Raw genomic sequence first — 13,246 nt, 5'->3', positions numbered from 1 at the left:
ATGAAACTCGGAGTATTCAACCCATTGTTCCAGAACATGGAACTCGAAGAAATGCTAGATTATGTCAAAGCATCCGGTCTGGATGCAGTTGAAATTGGAACTGGCGGCTATCCTGGTAGTAAGCACTGTAACCTTGATGAACTGCTGGAATCGGAATCTGCTAGAAATGCCTATATTGATAAATTTGCATCACGTGGCCTAATCATCAGTGCATTTAGCTGTCACGGTAACCCGATTTCACCGGAATCCTCCTTGCGCGAGGCATCAGATACTGCTTTGCGCAAATCGATCGAACTTGCCGCACTTCTGGATGTACCAGTAGTCAATACCTTCAGCGGTACACCGGCAGGTAATGAAACGGATACAGCTGTCAACTGGCCGGTCACGCCATGGCCTGAAGAATACTCCCAAATCAAGGAGTGGCAGTGGAAAAACAAGCTCATCCCATATTGGCAAGACATAGCAGAGCTGGCAAAAGCGCATGACGTTAAGATTGGTCTCGAACTGCACGGTGGCTTCCTTGTACATTCGCCACATACGATGCTCGAACTGAGGAAAGAAACGAATGAATATATTGGTGCAAACCTCGATCCAAGTCATATGTGGTGGCAAGGAATCAATCCTGTAGCAGCGATAAAAATACTCGGACGCGAGAATGCGATCCATCATTTCCATGCTAAAGATACTTACATCGATGACGATAACCTGAACATGTATGGATATCTCGATATGAACCCGTATGGCGAGATCAAGAACAGAAGCTGGACTTTCAGAAGTGTCGGTCTCGGACACGGCATCCAGGAGTGGGCGAACATGATGAGCGCACTCAGGACTTATGATTACGATTATGTTGTATCGATTGAACATGAAGATGGACTGATGTCCATCGAAGAAGGCTTTCAGACTGCTGTAAAGAATTTGCAGAATGTTATAATCAGAGAAACGCCGACTGATATGTGGTGGGCTTAAAGGAGTGGTTGGGGATGGCAGAACTAAAACTTGAACATATAAAAAAGAAATATGATAACGGGCCAACAGTCGTGCACGATTTCAACCTCGAAATCAATGATGGAGAATTCATTGTGCTCGTCGGGCCTTCAGGGTGCGGTAAATCTACCACACTGCGAATGATTGCGGGACTTGAGGAGATTACTGATGGTGCCTTTTACATCGATGATAAGAAAATGAACGATGTAGAACCAAAGAATAGAGATATCGCTATGGTATTTCAAAACTACGCACTCTATCCGCATATGAGCGTTTACGATAACATGGCATTTGGTCTGAAGTTACGCAAGACACCTAAAGCAGAAATAAAGGAACGCGTAGAGCAGGCAGCAGAAATACTTGGTCTGACAGACTTCTTGAACCGCAAGCCGAAAGCACTATCCGGTGGACAGCGACAGCGTGTGGCTCTTGGTCGTGCAATTGTCAGGGATGCGGGAGTATTTCTGATGGACGAACCACTCTCCAACCTTGATGCCAAACTGAGGGTGCAGATGCGCGCTGAGATCACGAAGTTGCACAAGCGCCTGAAAACGACGACAGTCTATGTTACACACGACCAGACGGAGGCCCTGACCATGGCGACACGCATTGTCATCCTTGACAAAGGGGACATTATGCAGGTTGGTACGCCTAAGGAAGTTTATGATTTCCCTGAAAATGTCTTCGTTGCCCAGTTCATCGGTTCCCCTGCTATGAATGTCTTTGATGGGGAAATCAAGAATGGGGAATTGATCATCGGCAATACAACAATAAAAATTCCTGAGGCCAAACGACGTATGCTAGTTGATCAAGGCTATGACAACCATCCGATTAAATTTGGCATACGACCTGAAGACATTCGTGAGGAAGCTGTTTTTGTAGAATCGGAGCTTGCTTCGGCTTTCAACGCAGAAGTGAAGGTGAGTGAACTACTTGGTTCTGAAATCATGCTTTATTCCGAGCTTGAAGGCCAAGAATTCATTTCCCGTGTAGATGCACGAAATGAACTGGAGCCAGGTGATGTGATAAAGTTTGCCTTTGATATGAACAAAGGGCATTTCTTTGATAGTGAAACCGAAAAACGGATTGTCACGAGAGAAGAGCGCATACGTGAAAAAGAAAGTCTTGAGCAGGACGCACCAGACATCATCAAAGCATAGAAAGAGCAGCCTGCCCGCAGAGGGCAGGCTGCATTTTTTGGTTTTCGGGATTGATGCATGGTATTATGATATAGTGAAAAAGAGGTGAGCGACGTGACGGAATTCGATCATATTATTCATTATGTAAAAGACCTTACTAAAGTTGAGACTGATGGGCCCCTACCCGTCCACTCAGGAGGCAGGCATGGATGGCTCGGTACGGAGAACCGACTTTCATACTTCGACCAAAGGTACGTTGAGTATCTAACAATCTACGACCAGACGCTTTTTAATCGTCATCTGGAGATGGCAGAAGACTCGTTTGCCAGAACGATCGACGACATGAACTACGAAGAAGGATTTATACGATATGCGCTCAGTACAGATGAAATTCATCAATTGGCGGATCGTTACCGGGCTCAGGGCTTCACGCCTATCGGTCCAGTGGATATGGAACGGACGACAGGTGCGGAAACCATCCGCTGGAAACTACTGTATATCGAAGATGAGACAGAAATCTTCCCTTTCTTCATTCAGTGGGAAGAATCGAAGGATCAACGACTGGAGAGAATCAGACAGTTGCGCGGCAACCTTTTGAGCCCCAAAATGAATATTCATCATGAAGTCCTGGACAAGGCATCATGGGAAGCTTTTTTCGATGTCATCGGTATATGGCAGGGAGAAGTCGATGCCCACACCACCATTACGCTCTCGGAAAGTAAAAAACCATCCATCACTCTGGAAGTGGGGATGGATGGAGAGCCGGTTGTATACAAAGGTGCAGCCTACAAGTTTATATAGACGATTGAAGCAAGATGGATCAGGGCTGAAAGTACCGTAACAATACTAAGGATGACAATGGACTTTGAAGCTCTGACGAGTATATATGCGATGCTCAGCATGATGGTGATGACGCTTAGAATAATTCTGACACTCATCAGACCAATGAGGTCACCGTTGGCATATTGTCCAAGTTGTACGATGCTGATGATATTAATGAGCAGAAGAAGTATTAAAATACCTTGTCTCATGATAGGACCACCTTTCATGAAATAATTATATCAGATTTTATTTGAATGGAGATCAATATGCTTAAATTATTGAACCTGACAGAAGATGAACATAATAAATTTGTAGAAGCCCACCCACATGGAGATCTGTTGCAATTGACTGACTGGGCGGATTCGAAGCGTCTCACTGGATGGTATGCAAGACGCCTTGCAGTCGGCAATGATGAAGGAGTGCAAGGTGTCGCACTTCTGCTCTTTAAGCGACTTCCGAAATTGAAACAAACGCTGTGCTACATATCGAGGGGGTTTGTATGCGACTATCAGAACAGGGAGCTAGTCAATTTTATGCTGACAGAAGCGCTGAAGATTGCGAAAGACGAGAAGGCTTATGCTCTCAAAATAGATCCGGATCTGCCGCTTGACGCGCACCGACAGACCATTGAGTATCTTGAGTCGATTGGCTTTAGACATCGGGGTCTGAAAGATGGAATGAGCAAAGACAATATTCAGCCCCGCCAGACAATGGTGGCTACAATTGACAAGAATGATGAGGAGTTGCTCAAGAGCTACGAGCGGAACAATCGAACGAGAGTCCGTAGTGCCATTCGTCGTGGTACGGAAGTCTACAAGGCTACCGGGGGTGACTTACCGATATTTGTAAGTCTTATGAAGGAGACCGGCCAGCGTGACGGTTTCCTTACACGGGATATCACCTACTTTGAATCTTTGTACAATAATCTCCACGCCAATGGACATATGGAGCTCTTCCTTGTCAGACTCGTACCTGAACAGGTTTCGGCCTCGCTCGAAGAAGATGTTTCCAAAGTTGAGAAGGAGTTCTTGAAGGCCGAGAAGAAAAAGGATGGCATCAAGAAGGAAAATCAACTCAAAGATCTGAATAATCGAAGAGATAAGTTGAGAGAACAACAGCAGGAGATTGAGCAGCTACAGCAGGATCATCCAGATGGCATTGTACTCTCGGGTGCGCTACTTGCGCAGTCTGGACATAAGGCCTACTATCTATACGGTGCATCATCAGACCTTTATAGAGACTACCTCCCAAACCACCATATGCAGTATGAAATGATGAAGTACGCCCGTGATAACGGCGCAAAGACATACGATTTTGGTGGTGTCAGTGTCGCGCCACCGAAAGACTCTGCCCATTTCGGATTATGGCAATTCAAGAAAATTTGGGGAACAGAAGTGAGTGAAAAAGTTGGGGAATTTGACTATGTCCTCCATCGTCCTTTATATGCGTTGGCAGAGAAGGGAGTGCCACTGTTCCAAAAAGGTAAAGTGAAGCTCAATCAAACACTAAAAGCATTAAAAGATCGAAAATAATTCGATAAGAAGCCTGCTTCCAAAAGGAGGCAGGCTTCTTATCGGTCATAGAAAATATGGACGGGTAATAACGATGAGCAGTATGAATATCAGGGACATGAGTGACATGAGTAGTAGCGTTATAGACAGTGTAAGGTGAATACGTCCGTTCTCATAAAGGTTTGGTTCAGAGATCGTGGCTCTCCATCCGGCGATGAGTGATATGAGACTGAGTGATGCCCAGACGTATATATTAAAGAATATGACACCGTCATTGATGATGTAGTTTATGAAAAACATGGCCTGTGTGAGGATAAGTAGAATCAATATAACGCGTCTCAAACTTCCACCTCTTTCTTACTGCGTCAGTAGCATGATGATTAGGACAGCGGAAATCATGAGTGTAAAGGCATGTATCATGAATAGACGTGCATGATCTCCCTTGGCTTCCTTGAAGCCAGTGATTTCGACTGATATTAGTAGACAGGCAGCAAGTGAAAAAATGAGAGTGCCGTCGGGATTTGGGATGCTGATGGCAGTGATGGTCGTTATTAGCATAAAAGCGATGCCGGCGACGAGTCTGAGTACATCCATCAGTCGGCTTCTTACATAAAGTATGGTTGCTGCACTAATGACCAGATACAAAAGCATCATGAGTATAATCAGAATCAAGCGAAATTCCTCCTCTTCCTGAAGTATTGGAAAATGAAGTAGGTGGATAGCAGCGTTGCAACTGCTCCGAACAGGAAGGGCAGTCCTGAAGTAGCGACAAATAGGATATTGAAGACGATAGGGCCAAATATTCTACCCAAGCTATCTAGAGAATATGTAGTGGCCGTCATTCGTCCCATCTCGTCGTTGTGCGCCTCTTTTGTGATCTGGGAAGTAAGCAGTGTTTTGACGAGTGCGTTCCCAGTCATCAAAAGAACGATGCACACACCTGCGTACAGGAGACTCGACATGAACGGCAGTAGGATAAAGGCGACCAGCGTCAGAACCTGTCCAGTGATCATTACGGGATACTCCTGCCCATCTTTGAGCCGACCGATGAACCCACCCTGTACTGCAGCGTTAAATATGCCTCCCACTACAAACAAAGCGCCCATTTGTGCGGGTGTGATATTGATCCGGTCGATGCCAAGCAGCTGAAATGTACTCTCCATGCCACTCATCGTGAACATGATAAAGAAAGTACAGATGAGAAGAATACCGACTGGTTTCAAGAAATACTCTCTCGGCATAGTGATCTTCTTGGCTGTCCTATTGCCTGGGCGATAGGTTTCTTTGACTTTTAGCATGCTGAATATCAATGCACCGACGATGACGAGAGTCGTCATGTAGTATGCAAAACTCAGACTGATCTGGGCGAGCAGACCACCGACGCCTGGACCAAAGATGAACCCGAGGCCGATTGACATACCAATCAGACCCATAAATCGTGTGCGGTCTTCACGGGTCGTTAGGTCGGCCACCATGCTGGTGGTTGCTGTATAAAGTGCACCAGAAGCGGCACCCCCGATTAGCCGACTCAGATAAAGAACCCAAAGCACGTCGATGAACATGCCGAACAATAGGAAACTGAAACTGAAAGCTAATAGTCCATATAACAGAATCACCCGGCGCCCATGACGGTCACTGAGTTTCCCGAAGAAGGGGGCAGAGAGGAAACTGGCAATGGAGTAGACAGCAAGCAGCCAGCCCATGTGCAGAGTAGATACACCAAGCTCTTTTACCAGTTCCGGAATGACCGGTATTATCATACTGAAGCCGAAATATATGAGAAATTGTATGATCATAATGAAAAGGATCATTTTTTTCATGGTTGCACTTCCTACTGATTATTTCTGATTTCCTTTTTTGTTTGGGAAATCTCCGTTTCTAGCTGAACAAGACGTTCTTCCATTTTAGATGTACTATTGCCGGTGGACTCTAGCTTTTCGAGGTCGCCCTGAATCCTTATATACTCATTCTTAAGTTCCATGAGTCTATAGTTCAAATCCATTACTTTCACCACCTTGAATTATAGTTGTATCATATCATAATGCAATTGATATTAGGGGAAACACTGATGTCATTCTAACGATAATTAAAGTAGAATGATAGGGAATGGAGGGACTTTGGATGCACACTTTTGAGATATATGAAGAATACTATGATTGGATACCACTCAAGAGTGGTTCTGAGGCGCAAACCTACATGCTCGAGTACGGAGGGGAGGACGCACCGAATATATATCAGCCCAAAGAGTCTCTGATAGCCAAGTCATATCCAGAGGATGCTAGTAGGACCCGCAAAGAATACAAGCGTTTGTTGTGGATGGAGCTGAATGGAGTAAACGGTGTACCAAAACCAGTGACTCTATATGAAGAAGATCAAGCGTGTCTATTTTATCTTGCCCTACCGGGCAGAGATGCAGAGACATTTTTCCATAGCGAGTCGTCTGAAACGATTATTTCGACCCTCAAGCAGATCGGAAGATATTTGAGTTTCTTCCATAAGCAGAGTATCGATGGGTGTCCATTTGTATATTCGGAAGAGGGCCTTCATACGGACCTGGTATTCAGTCACGGCGATTTCAGCCTTTCCAACATAATCGTAAACGAGAACTATATTACGGGTAGTGTTGACGTATCAGGCATCGGTGTTAGAGATCGTTACTTCGATCTTGCTGTTATGACACGTGATATTGAAAGGCACCTTGGAAATAAATACTTAGAGCATTTTTATGAGGGATATCGCATCAAAGATGATTTGGATATCGAAAAACTTTCCCGGTTTATGAAGATCACAGCAAATTAAAAAGGGCAACCATCAATGGTGGCCCTTTTTAATTCAATCGTCCGTTTCCAATATTTCGCCATTTTGGGCATCTATAGTCACATCACCATCAGTAAGTTCAATTTCATATTCAGGCTGTCCGTCATCGGTGGAGAGCGTCCAGCTTTCCAGTTCACCACCGTTTTCATCCATCGCCGTCTGTATTGCTTCCTCAGCAGCTATTAGGTTATTGTAGTCGAGGTGCTCCTCCATGTCATATCCATCGTTTCCATCTGTCTCGGCCTCAATAATGGAGAGATCCTCAGCAGAGAGTGTCGCTTCGTACTCTTCAGACTCATTTTCCATATCCACTTTATAAACCCACTGTCCATCTTCATTTTCGAATTCAAGTTCTTTGAGCTCTCCATCGAAGTCTCCTGAAGCGGCGTCTATTGCTTCTGAAGCCTCATTAGGGATATCTTCTACTGCAGCAATACTATCTGAATCCATGCTAGGTTCGTCGTTTGAACTGTCTTCAACCGTCTCCATCGAAGTATCACCTTCGCCCTCTTCGACGATTTCGTCCACTTCTGTTTCTTCCGCACTGCTATCTTCACTAATCTCGTCATTCGTGTCTTCGCTGATATCTTCGTTATCTCCACATGCTGCCATAACGAGAGATGCAGATAAAAGCACGCTTGCAAGTTTATATCTATTAGTCATACCTTCTCCCCCCTATTTATTTAGTTTTTTATAAAATTCCCGCTATAAAGTTGTATTAAACCTAATTAAGGTGGCAGTGAATGATATTGCGTTTTTCATCACATGGGCGTAAACTGGTCTAGATTAATAAAGTCGGGGAGGTCTACATGTTCAGCAATACAGCAAAACGTTGGCTCTTCTATATAGTGGGGCTCGTCATTCTTGCATTCGGCATATCGATGACTATAAAAGGTCGACTTCTCGGACTCGGCTCGTGGGATGTCTTACATTACGGCTTGTGGCAAACTTTCGGTCTGACGATTGGGAGCTGGGCAATCATCGCTGGTGCTTCCATCGTGCTGTTCACTGCCATAGTAACCCGGCGCCTTCCTAAAATTGGTGTCTATATCAATATGGTGGCTGTGGGGTTATTTATTGACGTATTTAACTGGCTGCTTCCTGAATTTAGTGGATGGATTCAGCACATCGTAATTTTCACGATTGGTCTCATTGTCATGGCTTTTGGCGTTGCTTTCTATATCACACCGAATCTGGGTGCAGGCCCGCGCGACACTCTTATGTTGTTATTGGTCGAAAAATTCGGATTGAAAATATCGATGGCAAGGAATATTATGGAGTTTGGTGCCGCTGTAGCAGGCTTTCTACTTGGTGGGCCAGTATTTATCGGTACCCTCATTATTATTTTATCGCTAGGTAAGCTTATCGAAGCATGGCTCCCTCTTACACGTCGTCTACTCGTCAGATTCTTAGGTGGGGAAGACAAAGAGATTATCAAGATAATATAGTTGTAAACAAATTAATCAAAGAATGGAGTAGGTTATGAAAAAGTTTTTTGACTTCGAAGGAAATGGTACGAACTATCGACGCGAAATACTCGGAGGGTTGACCACTTTCCTATCCATGGCATACATACTCGCTGTCAACCCGTCCATCTTATCCCTTCAGGGCGTTGAGGGCATACCGGATTCCATGCGCATGGACATGGGCTCAGTATTTGTCGCTACAGCATTAGCTGCATTCATCGGTTGTCTCGTGATGGGACTATACGCAAAATACCCGATCGCATTGGCCCCAGGAATGGGTCTGAATGCATTTTTCGCTTTCACTGTCATACTGACCATGGGTATACCTTGGCAGACTGCATTGACAGGTGTGCTGTTTTCCGGTGTGATCTTCGCGCTGTTAACGATCAGCGGCGTGCGAGAGTATATCATTAACTCCATACCAATGGAGATGAAAATGGCCGTCAGCGCGGGTATCGGTTTCTTCATTACCTTCGTCGGGCTGCAAGGTGCGGGCATAATAGTGACAGACGAATCCACCTTAGTCGGACTCGGGGTTCTGCATGATCCAACGGTCCTACTTTCGGTTGCGGGTCTAATCATTACAGCTATACTGATGGCGAGGAAACTGCCAGGTGCAATATTCTTCGGTATGATTATCACAGCAATTCTTGGCCTTGCATTCGGTCTTGTGCCACTACCTGAAGGTTTTGTTGGATCAGTACCTAGTATGGAACCGACCTTTGGTGCTGCTTTCGAAGCATTTTCGAACCCGGCTGAAATATTTAATATACAATTCCTGATTGTTGTACTCACCTTTTTATTCGTTGATTTCTTCGATACTGCAGGTACACTTGTCGGTGTAGCCAGCCAAGCCAATATGATCAAAGATAATAAGTTGCCAAGAGGCGGTCGTGCCTTGCTGTCAGATTCCATCGCTACAATTGCTGGGTCAATCTTTGGAACATCAACCACGACATCCTATGTGGAATCCACTGCGGGTGTTGCGGCAGGGGCGAGAACAGGGTTTGCAAGCGTCGTAACAGGTGTGTTGTTCCTCCTAGCCATATTCCTATCGCCTCTCATTGTTACTTTTACTTCGGAGGTGACAGCACCTGCTCTGATTATCGTCGGAACTCTTATGGTATCGAATCTGGCGAAGGTGAGGTGGGACCAGTTTGAAGTTGCGGTGCCCGCTTTCCTAACAATGTTTATGATGCCACTGACTTACAGTATCGCTACGGGTATCGCCATTGGTTTTGTGTTCTATCCAATTACGATGATTATGGCTGGCAGAAGGAAAGAAATTCATCCAATGATGTACGGGCTCTTTATTGTTTTCTTATTGTACTTCATATTTATGACTGAGTAGATGTTGTAATTTGTAACTGAATACTATATAATTGGACAGCGTATTGGCAGTCCGGTGAAAAAGAGTGAAAAAATCTTGGCTTATCTATTGATTTTTTCACTCTTTTCGTGTAATATATCTAACGTTGGACTGAAATGGACGTGACATGTCCATGTTAAAGAATACACCGCCGTCTTATAGAGGGTGCGCGTTTCTGAATCGATGAAGCGAGAGGTTACTGACACGCCCGGCCGCTTTGCCATGGCAGCGTGCAAGAGAATTTTCGTGGAGAAGTCTATCAATCAATGATGACGACCAAAAGGAGGTTAAATAATGGCAAAACAAAAAATTCGTATTCGTTTGAAAGCGTACGATCACAGAGTGCTCGATCAGTCAGCAGAGAAGATTGTTGAAACAGCAAAACGTTCTGGTGCAGATGTTTCCGGACCGATTCCACTTCCAACTGAGAAGACTGTATACACAATCATCCGTGCGGTGCACAAGTACAAGGACTCACGTGAACAGTTTGAACAACGTACACACAAACGTCTTATCGACATTGCAAACCCTACACCAAAAACGGTAGATGCCCTAATGGGACTCAACCTGCCATCAGGTGTGGACATCGAAATCAAATTATAAATTATAGCAGGAGGTGCGACTTTCGATGACCAAAGGAATCTTAGGTAAAAAAGTGGGAATGACTCAAGTTTTCGGAGAAAACGGAGAACTCATTCCAGTAACTGTAGTTGAAGCAGCAGGCAACGTAGTGCTGCAGAAGAAAACGGAAGAAACTGATGGATATAGCGCAGTACAAATCGGTTTCGACGACAAACGTGAGTTCTTTGCAGGTGCGAGAACAAACAAATATGCAAACAAGGCTGAAACAGGACATGCTAAAGCATCCGGTAAAGCTCCTAAGCGCTTCGTACGCGAATTCAAAAATCTCGCAGCAGATGAATTCGAAGTCGGTCAAGAAGTCACTGTAGATACATTTGAAGCAGGCGACTTGGTAGACGTGACAGCAACATCCAAAGGTAAAGGTTTCCAGGGTGCGATCAAACGTCACAACCAGAGCCGCGGACCTATGTCCCACGGTTCCCGTTACCACAGAAGACCTGGTTCAATGGGACAAGGTGCTGACCCATCACGCGTATTCAAAGGCAAAGCATTGCCAGGACGCATGGGCGGAGAAACTGTTACACTACAGAATCTTGAAATTGTTAAAGTGGACGCAGAGCGCAACGTTATACTTGTAAAAGGCAACGTGCCTGGCCCACGTAAAGGATATGTCAAAATCGCGACAGCAATTAAAAAAGGTGTTAAATAATAGTAATCTAGGAAGGGAGGATTTAACACAATGGCAAGTATAGATGTATTAACTAAAGAAGGAACAAAAGTTAATTCTATAGAACTTAACCAGGATATTTTCGGTATTGAACCAAACCAGCATGTGCTGTTTGAGGCAGTCAATCTGCAACGCGCGTCACTTCGCCGCGGAACTCACTCAGTAAAGAACCGTTCTGCAGTCAGCGGTGGTGGTAAGAAACCATTCAGACAAAAAGGAACAGGTAATGCGCGTCAAGGTACAATCCGTGCGCCTCACTACCGTGGAGGTGGAGTAGTATTCGGCCCTACGCCAAGAAGCTACTCATACAAAATGCCTAGAAAAATGCGCCGTCTGGCTCTTCGCTCAGCATTGTCCGCAAAAGTTAATGAAGAAGCATTGACAGTCGTTGACAGTCTGTCGCTTGATGCACCGAAGACAAAAGACTTCTTGGCAATTCTTGAAAATCTGGACGCAAGCAAAAAAGTACTTCTTGTACTTGAGAATGAAGATGTAAACGTCGAACTTTCATCTCGTAACCTGCAAGGTGTTACAGTATTGACACCAGAGCAACTCAACGTACTCGATATCCTTTCTGCAAACCGTGTTATTTTCACTGAAGGTGCAATCAATAAAGCAGAGGAGGTGCTTCTGTAATGGATGCACGCGATATCATTAAACGCCCTGTAATCACTGAGCGTTCTGCTGACTTGATGTCCATGGATAAATACACTTTTGATGTGGATGTAAAAGCAAACAAAACACAAGTTAAATATGCAGTTGAAAACATTTTCGATGTCAAAGTCGACAAAGTGAATATAATGAACTACAAGCCGAAGAAAAAACGTATGGGACGTTACAGCGGCTATACAAGAAAAAGAAGAAAAGCAATAGTGACGCTCAAAGAAGGCACTATTGAAATATTCTAATCAATATTTACCAATAAGGAGGTAAAACGAGATGGCGATTAAAAAATATAAGCCGACCACCAACGCTCGTCGTAATATGACTGGCTCTGACTTCTCCGAGATTACATCAACGACGCCAGAACGGTCACTATTACAGCCGCTTCCGAAAAAAGCGGGACGTAACAACCAAGGTAGAATCACAGTACGTCACAAAGGTGGCGGACACAAACGTCAATACAGAGTAATCGACTTCAAGCGTATTAAAGATGGTGTACCAGGTCGTGTCACTCAAATTGAATATGATCCAAACCGTTCAGCGAACATCGCGCTGGTTGTATATGCAGATGGTGTGAAAAGCTACATCCTTGCACCTAAAGGTGTAACAGTAGGACACGAAGTTATGAGTGGTCCAGAAGCAGACATCAAAGTTGGTAACGCACTGGCACTTACTGATATTCCTGTAGGTACAACAATCCACAATATCGAACTTAAACCAGGTAAAGGTGGCCAGCTGGTAAGATCAGCAGGCGCAAGTGCCCAGGTACTCGGTAAAGAGGGTAAATATGTTCTCGTTAGACTACGTTCTGGTGAAGTACGTATGATCCTTTCGACTTGTCGCGCAACAGTCGGTTCTGTTGGTAACGAACAGCATGAACTTATCAATATTGGTAAAGCTGGTCGTTCAAGATGGAAGAGAAAGCGCCCGACAGTTCGTGGTTCTGTTATGAACCCTAACGACCACCCACACGGTGGTGGTGAAGGCCGTGCGCCAATCGGGCGCCCGTCACCAATGTCTCCATGGGGTAAACCAACCCTTGGTAAGAAGACGCGTAAAGGTAAAAACCGTTCTGATAAGCTCATCGTAAGAGGACGCAAGAAGAAATAAGAAACCAAAGTAGTGTGCGGATGATTCATCCGCACGCATTATTGGAAGGAGGC

General features: G+C 44.8%; 18 protein-coding genes. 12 read left to right on the top strand and 6 right to left on the bottom strand.

Annotation, left to right across the window (positions count from 1 at the left end; translation table 11 throughout):
• From ACFOJ8_RS11085 to ACFOJ8_RS11075, 3 genes are all read left to right on the top strand, one after another.
• Entirely contained in the window at nt 1-969 is a 969-nt protein-coding gene (locus ACFOJ8_RS11085; protein WP_380650610.1) for a sugar phosphate isomerase/epimerase family protein, read from the top strand.
• Nucleotides 970-983: 14 nt separating this feature from the next.
• Nucleotides 984-2,147, top strand: a complete 1,164-nt coding sequence (locus ACFOJ8_RS11080; RefSeq protein ID WP_380650608.1) for an ABC transporter ATP-binding protein — start codon at nt 984-986, stop codon at nt 2,145-2,147.
• A gap of 93 nt (nt 2,148-2,240) precedes the next feature.
• Complete coding sequence (locus ACFOJ8_RS11075; protein WP_380650606.1) at nt 2,241-2,927, top strand: VOC family protein; 687 nt, start codon at nt 2,241-2,243, stop codon at nt 2,925-2,927.
• Here the strand turns inward: ACFOJ8_RS11075 and ACFOJ8_RS11070 are convergent.
• The gene (locus ACFOJ8_RS11070) at nt 2,912-3,157 is read right to left on the bottom strand and encodes a hypothetical protein (RefSeq protein WP_380650604.1); all 246 of its coding nucleotides are present in this window, start codon (nt 3,155-3,157) and stop codon (nt 2,912-2,914) included. The genes ACFOJ8_RS11075 and ACFOJ8_RS11070 overlap by 16 nt on opposite strands.
• A 57-nt stretch (nt 3,158-3,214) precedes the next feature.
• Between ACFOJ8_RS11070 and ACFOJ8_RS11065 the strand changes: the two genes are divergently transcribed.
• Nucleotides 3,215-4,480, top strand: a complete 1,266-nt coding sequence (locus tag ACFOJ8_RS11065; RefSeq protein WP_380650602.1) for a lipid II:glycine glycyltransferase FemX — start codon at nt 3,215-3,217, stop codon at nt 4,478-4,480.
• Between the two features lie 45 nt (nt 4,481-4,525).
• On the opposite strand, the gene ACFOJ8_RS11060 is transcribed toward ACFOJ8_RS11065, so the two are convergent.
• Genes ACFOJ8_RS11060 through ACFOJ8_RS11045 form a run of 4 tightly spaced genes read right to left on the bottom strand, consistent with a single transcriptional unit; the run spans nt 4,526 to nt 6,461 of the window.
• Nucleotides 4,526-4,801 carry a hypothetical protein gene (locus ACFOJ8_RS11060; RefSeq protein ID WP_380650600.1) on the bottom strand — a complete coding sequence of 92 codons (276 nt, stop codon included), beginning with the start codon at nt 4,799-4,801 and terminating at the stop codon, nt 4,526-4,528.
• A gap of 15 nt (nt 4,802-4,816) precedes the next feature.
• The gene (mspA, locus tag ACFOJ8_RS11055) at nt 4,817-5,131 is read right to left on the bottom strand and encodes a membrane stabilizing protein MspA (RefSeq protein WP_380650598.1); all 315 of its coding nucleotides are present in this window, start codon (nt 5,129-5,131) and stop codon (nt 4,817-4,819) included.
• On the bottom strand, nt 5,128-6,279 hold the full coding sequence (locus ACFOJ8_RS11050; protein WP_380650596.1) for an MFS transporter: 1,152 nt from the start codon (nt 6,277-6,279) through the stop codon (nt 5,128-5,130). Before ACFOJ8_RS11050 ends, mspA begins: the two co-directional genes overlap by 4 nt.
• 11 nt (nt 6,280-6,290) lie before the next feature.
• Nucleotides 6,291-6,461, bottom strand: a complete 171-nt coding sequence (locus tag ACFOJ8_RS11045; RefSeq protein ID WP_380650594.1) for an SE1832 family protein — start codon at nt 6,459-6,461, stop codon at nt 6,291-6,293.
• Between the two features lie 119 nt (nt 6,462-6,580).
• On the opposite strand from ACFOJ8_RS11045, the gene ACFOJ8_RS11040 reads away from it, so the two are divergent.
• Complete coding sequence (locus tag ACFOJ8_RS11040) at nt 6,581-7,258, top strand: phosphotransferase (RefSeq protein WP_380650592.1); 678 nt, start codon at nt 6,581-6,583, stop codon at nt 7,256-7,258.
• Nucleotides 7,259-7,291: 33 nt separating this feature from the next.
• Here ACFOJ8_RS11040 and ACFOJ8_RS11035 read toward each other — a convergent pair whose 3' ends face one another.
• A complete protein-coding gene (locus ACFOJ8_RS11035) occupies nt 7,292-7,939 on the bottom strand; it encodes a PepSY domain-containing protein (RefSeq protein WP_380650590.1) in 648 nt (215 codons plus the stop codon).
• Between the two features lie 146 nt (nt 7,940-8,085).
• On the opposite strand from ACFOJ8_RS11035, the gene ACFOJ8_RS11030 reads away from it, so the two are divergent.
• From ACFOJ8_RS11030 to rplB, 7 genes are all read left to right on the top strand, one after another.
• Entirely contained in the window at nt 8,086-8,724 is a 639-nt protein-coding gene (locus ACFOJ8_RS11030; protein WP_380650588.1) for a YczE/YyaS/YitT family protein, read from the top strand.
• Nucleotides 8,725-8,758: 34 nt separating this feature from the next.
• Nucleotides 8,759-10,093, top strand: a complete 1,335-nt coding sequence (locus tag ACFOJ8_RS11025) for an NCS2 family permease (protein WP_380650586.1) — start codon at nt 8,759-8,761, stop codon at nt 10,091-10,093.
• Between the two features lie 312 nt (nt 10,094-10,405).
• The gene (rpsJ, locus tag ACFOJ8_RS11020; protein ID WP_145287947.1) at nt 10,406-10,714 is read left to right on the top strand and encodes a 30S ribosomal protein S10; all 309 of its coding nucleotides are present in this window, start codon (nt 10,406-10,408) and stop codon (nt 10,712-10,714) included.
• 25 nt (nt 10,715-10,739) lie between these two features.
• Nucleotides 10,740-11,402, top strand: a complete 663-nt coding sequence (gene rplC, locus ACFOJ8_RS11015) for a 50S ribosomal protein L3 (protein ID WP_380650584.1) — start codon at nt 10,740-10,742, stop codon at nt 11,400-11,402.
• 30 nt (nt 11,403-11,432) lie between these two features.
• The gene (rplD, locus tag ACFOJ8_RS11010; RefSeq protein WP_380650582.1) at nt 11,433-12,056 is read left to right on the top strand and encodes a 50S ribosomal protein L4; all 624 of its coding nucleotides are present in this window, start codon (nt 11,433-11,435) and stop codon (nt 12,054-12,056) included.
• The gene (gene rplW, locus ACFOJ8_RS11005; protein ID WP_380650580.1) at nt 12,056-12,328 is read left to right on the top strand and encodes a 50S ribosomal protein L23; all 273 of its coding nucleotides are present in this window, start codon (nt 12,056-12,058) and stop codon (nt 12,326-12,328) included. Before rplD ends, rplW begins: the two co-directional genes overlap by 1 nt.
• A gap of 31 nt (nt 12,329-12,359) precedes the next feature.
• Nucleotides 12,360-13,193 carry a 50S ribosomal protein L2 gene (gene rplB / locus ACFOJ8_RS11000; protein WP_380650578.1) on the top strand — a complete coding sequence of 278 codons (834 nt, stop codon included), beginning with the start codon at nt 12,360-12,362 and terminating at the stop codon, nt 13,191-13,193.
• The last annotated feature ends 53 nt before the right edge of the window (nt 13,194-13,246 follow it).

The organism is Salinicoccus sesuvii, from assembly GCF_042648145.1.
Classification (GTDB): domain Bacteria; phylum Bacillota; class Bacilli; order Staphylococcales; family Salinicoccaceae; genus Salinicoccus; species Salinicoccus sesuvii.
This window is presented reverse-complemented; position numbering and strand designations above follow the sequence as displayed.